Genomic DNA, 17,591 nt, shown 5'->3' with positions numbered 1-17,591 from the left:
TTAAACCGCCGGCAACAGGTACAGTAGAGAATGTACCTATTACGATCGATTTCTGCGCGTTATTCAGCTTAGTCCAGTCAGCGCTTGTTAAAAGACCGCGTGTTTTAGTACCATCCTGTGTAGGGATATCAAAGGTATGCGCAGTACCGGTAGAAGTGATCGTGAAGTCGTTACCTGCAGAACCGGCCACCATTGTTTGTACATTACCGGTTAACCCATTCAGGCTGCTGATAGCGCCCGTGAAAGCGGAAGCAGAGATGGTACGGCGCATTACAGAACCGCCTGCACCTAATACCAGTACTTCCAGATCGCCTACAGCGCCCACTGTTACCTGTTTCAGCTGCACATTACCTGCAGTGGTCACGCGGATGGCTTCTGTATTGTTTGCACGTACAGAAAGCTCCTGGGCATCGCTGGTTCCAACATAGTTATTGGTTGGGTTGGTGCCTGCGTTACCGGTTAAATTCCAGTTGCCTAAAGCTGATGATGAATTAGCCATCATTTCCCAGTGGCCGCCCTTTCTAACATACAGGCCAACGTTAGGCGCCAGGGCCAGGTAAATGATCATACCATCCGGGGGTGCCGGGGTAATTGCATTGATAGCCACGGTATCTGTAAGGCGGGGCAGCAACAGACCCTGCCGGTCAGATTCCAGCTCTAACACTGCTGATTTCTGGATGTTGGTTGGATTGCTACCGACCTTTAACTGGGCCTGCACGGTAACAGAGAATAAGGCAAGGCAGCCTGCCAGGAGCAGCTTTGCTCCAATACGTAGAGATTTGTTCATGGTATAAGGATAGTTATCAAGTCAAATAATAGCCATGAGGCTTTACCTCATAGTTGTTGTGGTTTATTAATCCAATAGAACTTTGTTCTTGTTTAATGATATAAAGGGCCACATCAAGCACATTGCTGTACTTAAGATATTGTCCACTGTTTGTACTCTGCTCGCTCAGGTTAATTACGGCTGCAATGCTGCCGGATGGTGATGTACTTCCTATTCCGGGATAGTCCATTAAAATAGTTAGTACCGTTACCTACGATGGAAGAAAAAACTTTACCGTATGATGGTAAAGCGTATTGCCCGGTTCAACAGTTCATTGAAATGAACAATAATTTTCATATGACAAAAATGAAATATTTAACCCGTGTATAAAATGGTATTATGATGTCATTTTACTGAAGATATTAAGTTAAGGGGTACCTGTTTAGCCGCCGATTAACAAACGCTTAACAATTGATAATGAGGATTAAAGGACAATCGGCCTGACCAGTTATATGCATAACCCGTTAATAATCACCACATTTATTTTGCACAAAATCGTATAATTATATTATACCAATTCGAGTAGTCATATAACATATATGTGTTATAACAAGGGTTAAAATTGCCTTCCGGAAAAGAAAAATCCCGCCCAGCTTTACGCTGAGCGGGATCTAAAATTATCCTGATAACTAATTTGCTTACTTAGGCTTCCGATTTTTCGGATTTGTTGCTTTTAGGCAGATTCTTGATCGTGAAGATCAGCTTCTGATTTTCCTTATCCAGGTCAGCAACCAGTATGTCCCCGTTATGGATGTTCATATTGAGGATCTCTTCTGCTAACGGATCTTCCAGGTATTTCTGGATGGCCCTGTGCAGCGGCCTTGCGCCGAACTGTGAATCGTAACCTTTTTCTGCCAGGAAGCCTTTTGCCTCTTCGGTCAGCTCCAGGCTGAAGCCCAGGTTGTTCAGGCGTTTCAACACACTCTTCATGGTGATGTCTATGATCACATAGATATGCTCCTTGCTGAGGGAGTTGAAGATCACCACATCATCTATACGGTTCAGGAACTCAGGAGAGAAGGTCCGTTTCAGTGATTTTTCGATCACGGATTTGGTGTTCTCTTCTTCATTCATCTGCCTTGTTCCGGTAGAGAAGCCCACGCCTGCACCAAAGTCTTTCAACTGGCGCACCCCGATATTGGAGGTCATGATAATGAGCGTGTTCTTGAAATCCACCTTGCGGCCCAGGCCATCGGTTAAGATACCGTCGTCCAGTACCTGCAGCAGGATGTTATAGATATCCGGGTGTGCTTTTTCAATTTCGTCCAGCAGGATCACGGAGTACGGCTTGCGGCGTACTTTCTCGGTCAGCTGTCCGCCTTCTTCATACCCTACATATCCTGGAGGCGCACCGATCAGGCGGCTTACGGAGAATTTCTCCATATACTCACTCATATCTATACGGATCAGTGAATCTTCAGAATCGAACATATAACGGGCCAGGGATTTAGCCAGCTCGGTTTTACCTACCCCGGTTGGTCCCAGGAAGATAAAGGTACCGATGGGCTTTTTAGGATCTTTCAACCCTACCCTGTTACGCTGAATGGCCTTGGTTACCTTGGCAATAGCTTCGTCCTGTCCAACTACGGCGCCTTTCAGGTCTTCACCCATGCGGCGGAGCTTTTCAGTTTCTGCCTGTACCATCCGTTTTACGGGGATGCCGGTCATCATGCTCACTACTTCTGCAATGGCTTCCTCGTCGATCGGGTAGCGTTTGTGCTTCACTTCTTCTTCCCAAACACCTTTGGCACGTTCCAGGTCTTCACCCAGCTTCTTTTCAGTATCGCGGAGGGCTGCTGCTTCTTCAAAGCGCTGGCTCTTCACGACCTTATTTTTCTCCTGCTTAATATCTTCGATCTGTTTTTCCAGGTCCAGGATATTCTGCGGTACGTTAATGTTCTTGAGGTGTACGCGGGCGCCTACTTCATCCAGCACGTCTATGGCCTTATCGGGCAACAGGCGGTCTGTCATATAGCGGTCGCTCAGCTTTACGCACGCATCAATGGCATCTTCCGTGTAGGATACATTGTGATACTCTTCATACCTGGGTTTGATATTGTTGAGGATCTGGATGGTTTCTTCCACGGTGGGAGGATCTACCATTACCTTCTGGAAACGGCGGTCCAAAGCTCCATCCTTTTCAATGTACATACGGTATTCATCCAGCGTGGATGCGCCAATGCACTGGAGCTCGCCACGGGCTAATGCCGGTTTAAAGATGTTGGAAGCATCCAGTGAGCCTGAGGCGCCACCTGCTCCTACGATCGTGTGGATCTCATCGATGAACAGGATCACATCGCGGTTCTTCTCCAGTTCGTTCATGATGGCTTTCATCCTTTCCTCAAACTGGCCGCGGTATTTGGTACCGGCTACCAGCGCTGCCAGGTCCAGGCTTACCACGCGCTTGTCGAACAATACGCGGGATACCTTTCGCTGCACAATGCGTAAGGCTAAGCCTTCAACGATAGCGGTTTTACCCACTCCCGGCTCGCCTATCAGGATCGGATTATTCTTTTTGCGGCGGGAGAGGATCTGGGATACCCTTTCGATCTCCTGCTCGCGACCCACGATCGGATCTAAGCTGCCACTCTCGGCCAGCTTGGTAATGTCCCTGCCGAAATTATCCAAAACGGGTGTTTTGGATTTAGTATTAGCCTGCTTACTTTTAGAAGCAAAGCTTTTACGTTCATCTTCGAATTCTTCCTCTCCGGGATCGTCGAACTCGGCTTTAGGATCTGCGGACTTAACAAAGCCCAATTCGTTTTTAAAAGTATCGTAGTCCACGTCAAACTGTTGTAAGATTTGTGTACAAACGTTTTCCTTATTCTTGAGAATAGACAGCATCAGGTGCTCCGTTTCTACGGTAGGGCTTTTAAGGGCCTTTGCCTCGAGTACGGTAACCCGGATAACTTTTTCTGCCTGCCTTGTAAGCGGAAGACTATTGATATTGGCAATGTTCTTTCCTGTCTTGTCTTTAACGGCTAACTCCACCTCCTTGCGCAATTCATAGAGGTCCACGTTCAAAGCCTGCAGAATTTTTACTGCGGTGCCTTCACCCTCGCGAATAATGCCTAGCAGCAGGTGTTCTGTGCCAATGAAATCATTTCCCAAGCGTAAAGCCTCCTCCCTGCTAAACGAAATGATCTCCTTTACTTGCGGTGAAAAATTCTGGTCCATTGTGAGATTATTAAATTATTAAAACCCTTACGGGGGCTTGTTTATACAATATTAGCAAATAATTTTGATTCTTTTCTTCTAACACGTTAATAGTATAAGATTTACTTTTGTGCTGAGTGTGTTGGAAAGGCTGTGTTAATACTTACGGAGAAAGCGATCTAAAAGTTGCCGGTCTCTTACAGAATTTTCGCAGAGGTTCCTTCAGTTACTACTAATGTACTAAACAAGTTCCAAGCATCATGAAGTTCAAAATTGATACCAAAGAAAAAATACTCATTGTACACCCTGAAATTCCCCGTTTGGATGTTAATTTGTCAGTTGAATTTGCAAAGTCTATCACCGATCTGCCGGAGCTAAAAGACCGCAATCTTATACTGGATATGGCATTGGTACCTGAGATAGATGAAGCGGGACTGATGGCCATTTTAACAGTGTACCAGCAGCAATATGACAGCAGGCAATCCTGCGCGATCACTGGTCTTAACAACACTTTAACAGGTATCCTGCGTGAATCTTATGAAGACCTGAACATTACCCCTACCCTTGCTGAAGCGATCGATATTGTAATGATGGAATCTCTGGAAAGAGAGCTGATGGAAGGTGAAGAATGGTGATCATAAAAGACAGGGAACAATGTGGTGAATGGCTGAAATGATGTGGTAAAATCACATTAAATGACCATTACCGATGAGCCATCAACCGGTTATAAAGACAACCAATGTGGATGGTTTGTGTTAGCTCTTTTATGCCCCATTGTAACAGATAGTTAGGCACTTACCATTGGTACCCTATTATTTACGCGTAACGTAAACTGCTAACTAATTACTATTTTCGGCACAGCAAAAACAATTTACGCTTACGACTTTTTACTATGTTTGCTGTTACCATTTTAGGCAATAACTCCGCGATACCCACTACTGACAGGCATCCCACCGCACAGGTAGTAACCTGTAATGAACAACTGCTGTTAATCGACTGCGGAGAAGGCACCCAGGTACAGATGACCCGCTACAAGATCCGCCGCAGCCGCATTAAACATATTTTCATCAGCCACCTGCACGGCGATCACTATTTTGGACTGATCGGACTGTTAAACAGCTTAAGCCTTTTAGGCCGTACGGAACCCCTCACTATTTACGCCACGCCGGAGCTGGAAGCCATTTTACAGCTACAGCTGGAATGCGCGGCCACCCAGCTGAAGTTTGACCTGCATTTTGTGCCGCTGCGTGCGGAAAACGCCGGTATAATCGTGGATGAAAAAGACCTGGAAGTACGTTTTTTCCCGGTAAGGCACCGCATACCCTGTTTTGGTTTTGTGATAGAGCAGCGGCGCAAGAAAAGGAAGATCATACCGGAACAGGCACAGGCCTACGAAATACCAGCCGCTTATTACTCCCAGCTTCAGGAAGGTGCTGATTATCAGCGAAAAGATGGCGTGCTGGTAAAAAACCATTGGGTAACCCTCCCCCCGGCCCCCAGTAAAAAGTACGTGTATTGCGCGGATACCATTTACGATGAGGAGCTGATCGCCCAGATGGAGCATGCCGACCTGGTATACCATGAAACCACTTACCTGCATGGCCTGGCTCAAAGGGCGGCGGAACGCTACCATAGCACCTCTGTGCAGGCGGCGACCCTGGCGGCGCGGGCAGGCGCCAAACGCTTGCTGATCGGGCATTTTTCTTCCAAGTATACGGAGCTGCAGCCTTTCCTGGATGAGTGCCGGCCGGTGTTTGAGAATACAGAGCTATCGGTGGAAGGGGCTACGTTTCTCATTTAGTCCATGGTCCATAGCGTAGAACGGAAGATGAGGAGCTCGGGATTATGTGCTTTTAACTAGGGGTGTACATGAACGTCACTAGGGATGGACTAGGGATGGACTAGGGAAAAACATGGGATCCAGTAGGGAAAGTCATGAGAAACACATGGGAAGGACATGGGGAACGGGGATAAAATGTGTGCCACACCTTTGAGGTGTGGCACACGGATAGTTTACTTATTCTTATCCAGATAGGCTTTGATCTTTTCATTCAGCCCGCTGCTTACCGGTACTACGGGCAGGCGGAAGGCTTGTTCCATTAAGCCTCCGTGCTGCAAAAATGCCTTAATGCCGGCGGGATTGTTCTCTGCAAACATCAGGTCAAATGCTTCATGCAGCTTATAATGCAGGGCGCGTGCGGCCGGAATGTTATTTGCCAGGGCAGCCTTTACCATAGCCGAAAAATCGGCGGCAAAGTAGTTGGCGGCAACGGATATTACGCCATCCATACCACAGGCCAGCTGCGGTAAGGCTAACGCATCGTCCCCGCTGATCACCAGGAAGTCTTTGGGTTTGTCCTTTATGATCTGCATACACTGCACCATATCACCACTGGCCTCTTTCATGGCTACGATGTTCTCTACTTCATGCGCCAGGCGCAGCGTGGTGTCTGCCGTCATATTACGGCCCGTACGACCGGGCACATTGTACAGGATCACCGGTTTGGGCGATGCTTTAGCGATGGCCTTATAATGCTGGAAAATGCCTTCCTGGCTGGGCTTACTATAGTAAGGCGCTACGCTGAGTATGGCTACCGCTTCATCCAGCGGGCAGGTTTCCAGGCGCTTCACCACATCGCGGGTATTATAATCCCCAATACCAACTACAACGGGTACACGCTTATTTACTTTTTCAAAGGTGAACTTTATAATGTCCAGCTTTTCTTCTGCAGAAAGCGTAGGTGTTTCGCCGGTGGTGCCTAAAGATACTACGTAATCTATGCCCCCGTTAATAACATGATCAATCAATTTTTCCAAAGCATTCCAGTCAATGCTTTCATTTGCTTTGAACGGCGTAACCAGGGCTACACCCGATCCTCTTAACTGTTCCATGAATTATTTATAAGCCAAAAAGTCTGCAAATATTAGCATTTGGCCTGTGATCTCTAAATATTTTTTAGCGTTCCTCAAAAAATCCCATGTTGCTGAATTTGTCGATCCGTTGCTCAATACGCGTGTCCGGGTCTATCTTCTTCAGTTCAGCCAGGGTTTGTTTCAGGCTGGCCTTTAAAAGGGCGGCTGCTTCGTCGGGATTGACGTGCGCACCGCCTAATGGTTCTTTGATTACACCATCCACCAGACCAAATTTGCTCATATGGTCGGAGGTTAATTTCAGCTCTTCTGCGGCTTTTTCCTTGAAATTCCAGGTACGCCACAGGATCGTAGAACAGTTTTCCGGAGAGATAACGGTGTACCAGCTGTTTTCCAGCATAAATACACGGTCGCCTATGCCAATGCCAAGGGCGCCGCCGGAAGCGCCTTCGCCAATGATCACGCAGATCACGGGTACGCGCAGCTTTACCATTTCAAACAGGTTGCGGGCAATGGCCTCGCCCTGTCCCCTTTCTTCTGCTTCCAGGCCGGGAAAAGCGCCGGGGGTATCTATGAGGGTTATAATGGGCTTGTTGAACTTTTCCGCCAGCTTCATGAGGCGCAGGGCCTTGCGGTAGCCTTCGGGATTGGCCATTCCGAAATTACGGATCTGGCGCATTTTGGTATTAATACCTTTCTGCTGGCCAATGAACATTACGGTTTCACCGTCCAGCTCTGCAAAGCCACCTACCATGGCTTTATCATCCTTCACATTCCGGTCGCCATGCAGCTCCACGAAGTTGGTGCACATTTTTTCAATATACGCCAGGGTATAGGGCCTATCGGGATGCCTGCTCAACTGTACCTTTTGCCAGCTGGTGAGATGGGAATACAGATCGTTCCGGGTAGTTTCTATTTTCTGCTCATACTCTTTTACAGTGGCAGATACGTCTACGCCGGATTTCTGGCCGTTTTCCTTCAGCTTTTCCAATTGTTCGTACAGGTCCGCAATAGGTTTTTCAAAGTCCAGGAATTGCATAATTAGTTTTAAAATTGATTAAAGAACGGTGTAAAGATAAAGCTGAAAAGTTTTTTTAAAAAAGATTTGCAGAATTGGGAAGTTTGTTGCTATCTTTGCAATCCCAAAACGGAACAGGAATGCCTGGGAAGTTAAGGAGGATCGGTAGTTCAGTCGGTTAGAATGCCGCCCTGTCACGGCGGAGGTCGCGGGTTCGAGTCCCGTCCGGTCCGCGTAGTAAGACTGATACAAATGTAAGGCCCCCGTAAGAACGGGGGCTTTTTAATTTTAGGACATAACAGGTTAAACCCCGGAATATTCATATCTCCACCCCTCTTGCAGATGCACATCCAGCTCATTTAATAAGAATAGCTCTTTTTGCTACGGTATGTGCGCTAAAATATCCCAAAGCGCCATTGCTGATATTCGATACGGGATTGCCCGGCGCTGCAGGCGGTCCATTCCCGGAGTTCTGCTGTAGTATTAAAAAGTAGTTATACACCGGTTGATCAATATGATATAAAGTAACCTCCACTGTATCGCCGGCTTTAACAGGCGGCAAACCCTGCTTCTCCTCTTCGTCATCTTCCCTGGCCAGATCATACCGCACTGCTGTGCCATCATATAACCTGCCATCAAAAGGAAAGATGCTTTCAGAAAGCACCCCGTTCACACTAAAGGAGAACCGGTAATAGTCCTCCGTTCCGGCCGGGTCGTGAAACCAGGTTTGAACAGCTATCTTACCATCTGAGCCTTTTTTCTCTCCCTGTATCAGTGTGTCTATGGATACCGCAGCGGGCATAACGGATGAAGCAGTGTATACCTCATCCCCCGTTCTTACCTGCAGCTGGTAAGTGTGCCCGGGCTTACCTTTCAGCTTAGTACCCTGGTATTTACCCGCCGATGATTCTTTTAGTGTATCGGCAACGCCGGTTTGATCACTTATTATAACAATAGCCGCGCTTACCGGTACAAACTCATTGGGGGCGGTATAACTTGTTGTTTTACTCAACTGAACCATATAGGACCCCACCTGGTTGGTAATAGTACCCTCTATTACCAGCCCGGGAGGCGCAGTGTTCAGATCAAGGTCAATCACTTTTTCGCATGAAAGCAATGTTATAATGAAGCCTATGAGCATATATGCAGGTCTCATGATCTAAAATTTAAAGTTATAAGTGAATGACGGTATCAGTGAGAAGATGGATAGCCTGACAGCCTCGGTGCTAGCGGGATCAGTTGGGCTTTTGCGGAAAGTAATGATGAACGGGTTCTGCTGGGCGTAAACATTATATATCGAAAAGGTCCAGCTTGACTCAAACCGGTCCTTTTTCCTGCGTTGCCAGGTAGCTCCCAGGTCCAGCCGGTGGTAGCCGGGCATGCGGGAAGCATTGCGTTCAGCGTAGTAGCTTGTTACATGACCATCTACAATATATTTGCCGCTGGGAAAGGTGACCGCATTACCGGTATAATATACCCAGTTGGCTGATAAGCTCCATTTCGGGCTCAGCCCGTACATTGCAACAATGGTAATATCATGCGTTCTGTCCTGCTTTGCAGGGAACCAGCTGCCATTATTGATGGCATCAAACTGTCTTTCTGTTCTCGACAACGTATAGGCAATCCACCCGGTCAATGGCCCCTGCTTTTTACGCAGCAGGAACTCGACGCCATAGGCCCGGCCTTTCCCAAATACCAGCTCCGGCTCAACAGAAGTGTTCAATGCAAGCTGAGCGCCCTCCTTATAATCGATCTGGTGCTGCAATGTTTTAAAATAAGTTTCAACAGAAAGCTCATACGCATGATTCCTTAACTCACGGAAATAACCCAACGAAAACTGATCGCTCAATTCCGGCTTCACCAGTAAGCTGCTAGGTATCCACAGATCGGTTGGCTGTGCTACCGATAAGCTGGATACCAGGTGCAGGTTTTGCGCAGCACGGGTATACGCCGCTTTTATCGTGCTACCGGATGTTATATGGCACGTAATAAAGACCCTGGGTTCTGCATTAAAATAGGTTTTGATAATTTTCCGGTTATTATAACTCAACGTATCAAAAGCAGGTGTTCCGGAAACCGGCTGGCTGGTCAGGAAATCACCCGGGCCGGTAATACTAAAAGCGCTTCCCCTAAGACCATAATCAATTGAGAGGTTGTTCGCCGGCTTTAACTGATGCGAAAAGTAAACGGCGTTTTCCCAGGCATAACGTTTTAACCTTAACTGCGCTTCCTGACGTCCATTTTCCGCGGTTAATTTGCCGGGGGTAATGATGTGATAATTACTATTCAGCCCAAAGCGGATAACCTGGTTATTACGGGGATAATAAGTAAAGTCCTGTTTCAGATCGTAATCGGTTATCCTGGAAGTATTGCGTTGTTTATTACCACCATACAGTTCCGAGGTTGTATAGTTATAATTGCTGTAAATGAGCGAGGTATTGGAAAAGAGCCGGCTGCTAAAGGTATGGTTCCAACGAACCGTAGCTGTACTGTTACCCCAGTCCATATCGATCAGGTCAAGCATAAAGAAACGGTCCCTGCCAAAATAACCCGAAACAAACAGGGTATTGTTATCATTGAAACGATAATTGGCCTTTGCATTCAGATCATAAAAATAAAGCTTCGCGTTTTTGAGCCGTTCCTTTCCCGAAAGCCCCAGGAACAGATCTGCGTAAGTTCTTCTGCCCGATACAATAAAGGAGCCTTTGTTCTTTACAACAGGGCCCTGTACACTGAGCCTGGAAGCAATTAACCCTATGCCGCCTTCGGCGCTGGTTTGCTGGTCATTGCCTTCCTTCATTTTTATATCCAGTACAGAGGATAGGCGCCCTCCGTATTCTGCCGGCATATTTCCTTTGTAAAGCGTAACATCCTTTATCGCATCTGCATTGAATACAGAAAAGAAGCCCATCAAATGGGAGGCATTGTACACCGGGGCTTCATCCAACAGAATGAGGTTTTGATCTGCGCCCCCGCCCCTTACATAAAAGCCGGCAGATCCTTCCGTTGCGTTCTTTACACCCGGTAACAGCTGGATCGTTTTCAATACATCCCTTTCACCTGCAATCACCGGAAGCTTCTTCACATCTTTCAAACTGATCTTCTCTATGCCCATGGCAGTGCGCTGCCGGCTTGCTGTCTCCGCCGTTACTACCACTTCTTTCAGCTGTGACGAGCCACCGGAAAGCCGGATAGCCAGCGTTTGATCACTATGCAGCGCAATAGCCTGCTGCAGGGGTTCATAGCCTGTAGAGGTTACCATAAAAGTGTAGTTGCCTTCAGGCAGGCTGATGGCATAAAAACCATATGCATTACTGACAATGCCAACGCCGGGCCGTTCCTTAACAGCAACAGATACACCTATTAACGCTTCTCCGGTTTTCTTATCCCTTACAGTACCGCTTACGGTATAACGCTGCTGCGCAAATGCCGGTAAATAAAACAGGTAAAGCAAAACAAAAATGGGAAGCCTGATCATAATGCTGTGTTTAACACAGCAAATATGTCTCATGCCCGGCCATTCTTAAAATAAAGTAGCCATACTTCCTGCATGAGTGGAGGAAACAAAATAATGAGTAGACGAGGAAATGTTCAACCTGCGTTTCCATTGCCGGTGATGCTATACAGGGCATCCCGGTAACTATCGCCCAGTGGAACTTCTTTAGCTCCCACTTTTACAATGTGCTTACGGATAAATGATATTTTGTTAAGGGCTACAATAAAGGATTTATGTATGCGCATGAAAGCAGCGGCGGGCAAGCGTTCCTCCATCGCCTTCATGGATAGTTTGGTAACAATGGGTTTATCGGTACTGAGCAGGAAGATCTTTACGTAATCTTTTAACGCTTCAATGTACAGGATATCCTGCAGGTCCACTTTCATGAGGCTGTACTCTGCAAAAACAAAAAGATAAGGTGTTGCGGCTGTTTCCCTTTGCTTTGTAATTAAAGTATGATATTCATAGGCCTTGTTCACTGCTTTCAGGAACCGGTCGAAAGGGATGGGTTTTAACAGGTAATCCAGCACATCCAGTGAATAACCCTCTATCGCGTACTTTTTGTAAGCCGTAGTAAAGATCACCAGGGGACGCGATGTGAGGCTTTTCAAAAATGCCAACCCCGTTAGCTCCGGCATTTCAATATCCAGGAAGATAAGGTCTATTTTTTCCTGTTGCAACACCTCCATTGCTTCCAGCGCATTGCTGCACGACCGCACAAGCTTCAGAAAGGGCACCCGGCGGATATTATCTTCCAGCAGGTATAAGGAAGGCGCTTCATCATCCACAGCTATACATTTCATGATCAGGTGATTTTAAAAACAGATGAAATATTTACGGGCGGCGGGGTATTTTCAGGGGCATGCTTATACTGTAAATTGATGCGCAGGCAGGCCTTGAACCAGTCCGCTTCTTTAGTGAGCTGCAGCTCATGCGCTTTGGGGTACAGTATATTGAGCCTGCGTTGCAGGTTAGCCAGCCCAATCCCGGAATTGCGTTTTTCCTGATCACTATAAGCCGGCTCTTTAAACCGGTTGGTCACAACCATTTCCAGCTGCCCGCCATTCAGCTGCAGGTTGATCCGCAGCGCCGGATCCCTGATAACATTCACACCATGCTTGAACGCATTCTCTACCAGGGGGATCAGCAACATCGGCTCCAGCATCAATCCCGGTAATTCCTGCGGGTATTCAACATGAATCGCTACTTTATTACCGAAACGTAGCTTTTGAATATCTATATAACTTTTCAGGTAATCTATTTCTGTTTCCAGGCTCACCTTTTCTTCATCAGATTCATACAGCATGTAGCGCATCAGGCCCGATAGTTCAACTACTATGGGCTCCAATTGTTCCGAACGTTGGCGGATAAGCGCAACGAGCGTATTCAATACATTGAACATAAAATGAGGGCTTACCTGCGAACGCAAAAGGGAAAGCTCGGAGCGTATGCTTTCATGCTCCATTTGCTGCTTCCGGCGCTGCTCTTTTATATTCATTTCAATAATGCGGAAAGCGGTGCTTAGCACCAGCGGAATAATGCCTAAGAAAAAATACACCAGCAGGTGCGCAACGAAATAACCTTTCAGCTGACCGGCACTATATTCCACCCACGTTGTAAATGCAGAAACAAACAATAACGGCAAAATAGCCAGCAGGGCGTAGCTCAGGAACTTCCTGCGAAACAGGTACCGTGGCAGCAGGAAATAGGCGTTGTAGTAAAACAGGCCTATCATTAATGCCAGGTAGATCAGGATCAGTGGTGAAATAATATCTTCATCACCGGTGATCAGCTCAGTGATGCGCAGCGTAAGGGGAGGCAGGCAGACTAATACCACCCAGAAAAGGAAATGATAGCATATAACGGAAACCCTGCCTGAACGCATAGAAAGGTTTTACTTTGTAAAAGTATCAATTCTTTGTGCAAAGGACGGTATAATCAGACAAAAGCCGGCAATGAGATGATAACCGCACTGAATGAGGAGAGCAATAGCCTGTACAGGTGATCTAAAAGAGCGGTATCCTTATTTACTATGCAGTTCAATATGCAACACCCCTCCTTTGTAATAATACCCGCAGTTGGCAGCGGACTGTAATATGTCCAGGAATTCATTAAGCGGCCTGTTCTTAAATACAATACCTGTGAAATGTTTGCTGGCAGCCAGCTCCGGGTTATCCAGCTGCACCGGCGTATTGAACCAGCGTGGTATCAGCGCCGCCAGCTCGCTGATGGGTGCATTATCCAGTATATACTGACCGTTTATCCAAGCCAGTTCATTTGCATTAAAGGAATGAACGTCCATCTCATCCTGCCCCGCAGCATAGCGGCCCTGCTGGCCTGGACGAAGCACCACTTTTTTTGAGGTGCTTTTGAGCGCTACTGCTCCGTTCACAAGCGATACTTTCTGAGCAGCCTGCTCATAGGTATTTACATTAAACGTAGTTCCCAATACCTGTACCTGCGCGCCATCCGGCAATTCTACAATAAAGGGCCTGGAATCGTCCCTGGCAATTTTACAATAAGCCTCTCCGCTGATCCGGATCACACGGGCGGAATCCCGGAACCTGAATGGAAAACAGATCTCTGTTGCGGAGTTTATAATGATCTCTGAGCCATCTGACAACTTTAACGTATAATCCAGCCCGGGAGGCACCCATAACCTGTTCATACTTACCCCGGCGCCATTATCTGTATAACTAAGCGTTCTGGCGGCAGGGTTATTGGCAAGATGCACTTTCCCGGCATCTGCTGCACCTGTCCGGGAAAGATCAATAACCTGGCCGCCGGCCAGCTGCAGGTGCAAATTACCGGGCAATGGCGCAACCGCTGAATTGGCGGCTACCGGTGGTTTGGATGCGGGCTTCATAAGGAAAAAAACGGCGGCCAATGTGCCTGCCAGCACAGCGGCTGCAGCTATCCGCAGCATCTTTCTTTTCCACTGCGAACGGCGCGTGCTGCCGGAGATCTTCTCCCAGGACTCATGCAGGTCATATTGCAGGGTATCCGGCGCCGGAAAAGTACGTTGCAGCTCCTCCCATTTCCTTCTAACCTCCTCATCTTCCAGGATCCGCTGTTCCAGCACGCGCTCATCCTCCGGCCTGATAATCCCTGAAAGCTTCTCTATCATGAGCTGGTGTATATCCATTGCGTCTAAATTATCGATATCCACTTTATTAAGTTCATTGAAATGGGAAAATGGGTGACCTGCTATCGCAAATCACTTAATTTTTTTCGTAAGGTTTTGAGCGCATCAGCCAGATGGGTTTTAACCGTATTGACGTTAATGCCAAGTTCAGCGGAGATCTCTTTTCTTTTTTTGCCGGCCATGATGGCGAGGTCAAATACCCTGGCCTGTTGCGGGGGAAGGCTTCTTACTGCCTGGGCAAACTCCAGTCTGATCTGACTGCTTTCGGCGGGGTCGGTCTGATACAAAGCGGAAGTATTTACATTGACAACATCACGAACAATGGCTGCCCGGTTCTTTTTAGTATCCAGTAACCTGATAGATAACAGGCGGACCGCCTGAAAGAAATAGCTTTTAACGTTCCCCCGCACATCAAAATATCGCTTCTTGTGCCAGAAGTCGGCAAAGAAATCCTGTACAACATCCTTTGCTTCATCTTCCGACCCCAGGATCTGAAAGGCGGTAAAAAACAAGAAACGTCCATACCGGTCATGAAGTAACCTTAAAGCACTTTCCTGACCATTTTTCAATTCCTGTAATAGCGTTTGATCGTCCTGCATGGGCCAGTAACAGTTGACGTTTATTCCTTAAAGATTTTTGGTTGCTTAGTACGTGGAATCATTAAAGGAGATCATTGAAACCCATAACTTTTTGCATTTATCCCCTTGATGATGCTCAAAGATAGTTAAAACGATTTAGTTCTACATGTTGAACAAAAATAAAAAAGTTGGGAACAGGTCACCCAAAAGCAATTCCTGCTGAACTGTATTAGTAAGTAAAAAATAACTGCCAATGATCCAATTCCACACAAAGGTCATCCGGGGATTAACCCTGGTTATGATTATTTTGCCTATACTGGCGCAGGCGCAAAGCAAGATCCCCGACAGGTTCAGCGTAAACCTGGTCAACAAAAGCATTACCCTGAAAGATTTTTTCAGAGCCGTTCAGGAACAAACTAAGCTCACTGTTTATTATTCTGACGAAAGCATTAATGTGCAGGATAAAATTTCGGTGAACTTTGTGAACACACCGCTGGAAAAAGTAATGGAACAGCTGCGCAGGGAAAAATCGCTCCTGTATGAATACAGCAACAGCACCCTCCTGATCAGGCCCGCCCCGCGGGATGCGCTGCCGGCCCCGGCCTCAAAGACCAGCCAGCTAACTATAAGCGGAAAAGTAACCAATGAGGAGGGCGTGGCCCTGATCGGGGTAACGGTGATGGTTAAAGGTATATCCATCGGCGCTACTACAGACTCTCTCGGCGAATACCAGATAGCGGTGCCTGAACAAGGTAAGATACTTGTATTCAGCTACGTGGGTTATGATACCCAGGAAGCAATCATCAAAAACCAGAAAATAATCAATACTGTTCTAAGCCTGCACCGTTCAGAAATGAATGAGGTAATTGTTGTAGGCTATGGCAGGCAAAAGAAAATAACCACCATCGGTGCGCAAAGCACCCTCACCGCAGAAGAATTAAAACAGCCGGTGGCAAATCTCAGCAACCTGGTTGCAGGGCGCGTGGCGGGCATTATAGGCGTGCAGCGAAGCGGGGAGCCGGGCTTCGACAACTCTGAAATTTACATCAGGGGCATTTCCACATTCACCAGCAGCTCTCCGCTGGTACTGGTAGATGGGGTGGAACGGGCATTCAACAATATAGACCCTGAAGATATTGCCAGCTTTACTATTTTAAAAGATGCTTCCGCAACCGCTGTTTATGGTGTAAGAGGAGCCAATGGTGTTATCCTGATCGAAACAAAAAAAGGGAGATCGGGAAAATCATCTATCAATGCGCAGGTAGATTACGGATGGACACAATTTACCAGGCTGCCGAAATTTGCCGACGGCGTTACCTACATGGAAATTTCGAATGAAGCCTATAAGAACAGCAATCCTTCTGACCCTTTACCCAGATATTCACAGGAGCGGATCCAGAAAACGGCAGATAAATCCGACCCTGATCTGTATCCTGATGTGGATTGGTTCAACGCCATCTTTAAAAAATACGGCAACAACCGCAGGGTAAGGGTGAATGCGAACGGGGGCTCTGATAAAGCGCAGTATTATTTGTCTATCGGGTATTACGATGAAACAGGCATGTTTAAAACGGATGAATTAGCAAAGTATAATTCTTCCATCAGGTTCAACCGGTATAATTTCACCTCTAATCTTACCTTAAATGTTACCAAAACCACCAAGGTGGATTTCGGAGCATCCGGATGGATCAGCAATGGCAACTATCCGGGCAGCGCTACGGGCGCTGTTTTCAATGCAGCCTATGTAATGCCGCCGATCTCAATTCCCGTGAGATATTCAAACGGCAACTTTTCCCAGGTACGCACCGGCGATATGGGCAATCCCTATACCATGCTAACGCAGTCCGGTTTCTCTACCAGGTTTAACAGCCAGCTGTGGAGCAATATCCGCGTTACGCAAAACCTGGACTTTTTAACCAACGGGCTTTCCATTACCGGCATGTTCTCATTTGACAATAACAACGGTCATAATATTTCCAGGAACAAATCCGTGAACGCTTATCTGGCCACCGGCAGGGATGGCCAGGGCAACCTGCAATTCTTACAAACCCAGATCGGCACGGACTACCTGGGCTACAACCGGGAGAACGGCGGTTCCAGGCAGTTCTACCTGGAATCGGCCATCAACTATAACCGGACGTTTGGAAAACACCAGGTTACCGGCATGCTGTTATACAACCAATCAGACAGGATAGACGCTTTTGCCGGGGATTTCATCAGCTCCATCCCCTACCGTTACATGGGCCTGGCAGGCAGAGCTACCTATGCCTATAATACCAGGTACCTTGCTGAAGCCAACTTTGGCTATAACGGGTCAGAAACTTTTGCACCGGATCACCGCTTTGGCTTTTTTCCCTCCTTTGGATTAGGATGGGTAGCATCCCAGGAAAAGTTCCTTGCGCCTGTTAGCAATGCCATCTCCTTCCTGAAATTCAGGTTCTCCTACGGCGAAGTAGGGAACAGCAGCATTGGCGGGCGAAGGTTCGGCTATATTGCTACGG

General features: G+C 47.2%; 13 protein-coding genes and 1 tRNA gene. 4 read left to right on the top strand and 10 right to left on the bottom strand.

Going from position 1 to position 17,591, the window contains the following annotated elements; genetic code table 11:
- Window positions 1-787 (bottom strand): hypothetical protein (locus VIM87_RS08605; protein WP_331996588.1); only part of this gene is annotated, 787 nt, incomplete at its 3' end.
- Between the two features lie 681 nt (window positions 788-1,468).
- A complete protein-coding gene (locus tag VIM87_RS08600; protein ID WP_331996587.1) occupies window positions 1,469-4,003 on the bottom strand; it encodes an ATP-dependent Clp protease ATP-binding subunit in 2,535 nt (844 codons plus the stop codon).
- A gap of 239 nt (window positions 4,004-4,242) precedes the next feature.
- Between VIM87_RS08600 and VIM87_RS08595 the strand changes: the two genes are divergently transcribed.
- Window positions 4,243-4,617 (top strand): STAS domain-containing protein, encoded by a 375-nt coding sequence (locus VIM87_RS08595; RefSeq protein ID WP_331996586.1) that lies wholly within the window; start codon window positions 4,243-4,245, stop codon window positions 4,615-4,617.
- A 257-nt stretch (window positions 4,618-4,874) separates the two neighbouring features.
- Window positions 4,875-5,783 (top strand): ribonuclease Z, encoded by a 909-nt coding sequence (locus tag VIM87_RS08590; RefSeq protein ID WP_331996585.1) that lies wholly within the window; start codon window positions 4,875-4,877, stop codon window positions 5,781-5,783.
- A gap of 212 nt (window positions 5,784-5,995) precedes the next feature.
- On the opposite strand, the gene dapA is transcribed toward VIM87_RS08590, so the two are convergent.
- Entirely contained in the window at window positions 5,996-6,874 is an 879-nt protein-coding gene (dapA, locus tag VIM87_RS08585) for a 4-hydroxy-tetrahydrodipicolinate synthase (RefSeq protein WP_331996584.1), read from the bottom strand.
- A 64-nt stretch (window positions 6,875-6,938) separates the two neighbouring features.
- Window positions 6,939-7,892, bottom strand: coding sequence for an acetyl-CoA carboxylase carboxyltransferase subunit alpha (locus tag VIM87_RS08580; RefSeq protein ID WP_331996583.1), 954 nt, complete (start codon window positions 7,890-7,892; stop codon window positions 6,939-6,941).
- Window positions 7,893-8,030: 138 nt separating this feature from the next.
- Here VIM87_RS08580 and VIM87_RS08575 point away from each other — a divergent pair.
- A tRNA-Asp gene (locus VIM87_RS08575) sits at window positions 8,031-8,104 on the top strand.
- Between the two features lie 122 nt (window positions 8,105-8,226).
- Here the strand turns inward: VIM87_RS08575 and VIM87_RS08570 are convergent.
- The 6 genes from VIM87_RS08570 to VIM87_RS08545 all read right to left on the bottom strand — a co-directional run bounded on the left by VIM87_RS08570 (window position 8,227) and on the right by VIM87_RS08545 (window position 15,111).
- Window positions 8,227-9,027, bottom strand: a complete 801-nt coding sequence (locus VIM87_RS08570) for a DUF4249 domain-containing protein (RefSeq protein WP_331996582.1) — start codon at window positions 9,025-9,027, stop codon at window positions 8,227-8,229.
- Between the two features lie 3 nt (window positions 9,028-9,030).
- Window positions 9,031-11,349, bottom strand: coding sequence for a TonB-dependent receptor (locus VIM87_RS08565; RefSeq protein ID WP_331996581.1), 2,319 nt, complete (start codon window positions 11,347-11,349; stop codon window positions 9,031-9,033).
- A 113-nt stretch (window positions 11,350-11,462) separates the two neighbouring features.
- Window positions 11,463-12,170, bottom strand: a complete 708-nt coding sequence (locus VIM87_RS08560) for a LytTR family DNA-binding domain-containing protein (RefSeq protein WP_331996580.1) — start codon at window positions 12,168-12,170, stop codon at window positions 11,463-11,465.
- 2 nt (window positions 12,171-12,172) lie between these two features.
- Entirely contained in the window at window positions 12,173-13,252 is a 1,080-nt protein-coding gene (locus VIM87_RS08555) for a sensor histidine kinase (RefSeq protein WP_331996579.1), read from the bottom strand.
- Between the two features lie 138 nt (window positions 13,253-13,390).
- Window positions 13,391-14,512: a FecR family protein gene (locus VIM87_RS08550; RefSeq protein WP_331996578.1), complete on the bottom strand. Its 1,122-nt coding sequence runs from the start codon at window positions 14,510-14,512 to the stop codon at window positions 13,391-13,393.
- 62 nt (window positions 14,513-14,574) lie between these two features.
- On the bottom strand, window positions 14,575-15,111 hold the full coding sequence (locus VIM87_RS08545; RefSeq protein ID WP_331996577.1) for an RNA polymerase sigma factor: 537 nt from the start codon (window positions 15,109-15,111) through the stop codon (window positions 14,575-14,577).
- A 232-nt stretch (window positions 15,112-15,343) separates the two neighbouring features.
- Here VIM87_RS08545 and VIM87_RS08540 point away from each other — a divergent pair.
- The coding region (locus VIM87_RS08540) for a SusC/RagA family TonB-linked outer membrane protein (protein ID WP_331996576.1) at window positions 15,344-17,591 on the top strand (2,248 nt) is incomplete at its 3' end.

It is taken from the genome of Chitinophaga sp. (assembly GCF_036569125.1).
In the GTDB taxonomy this organism is placed as follows: Bacteria; Bacteroidota; Bacteroidia; order Chitinophagales; family Chitinophagaceae; genus Chitinophaga.
This window is presented reverse-complemented; position numbering and strand designations above follow the sequence as displayed.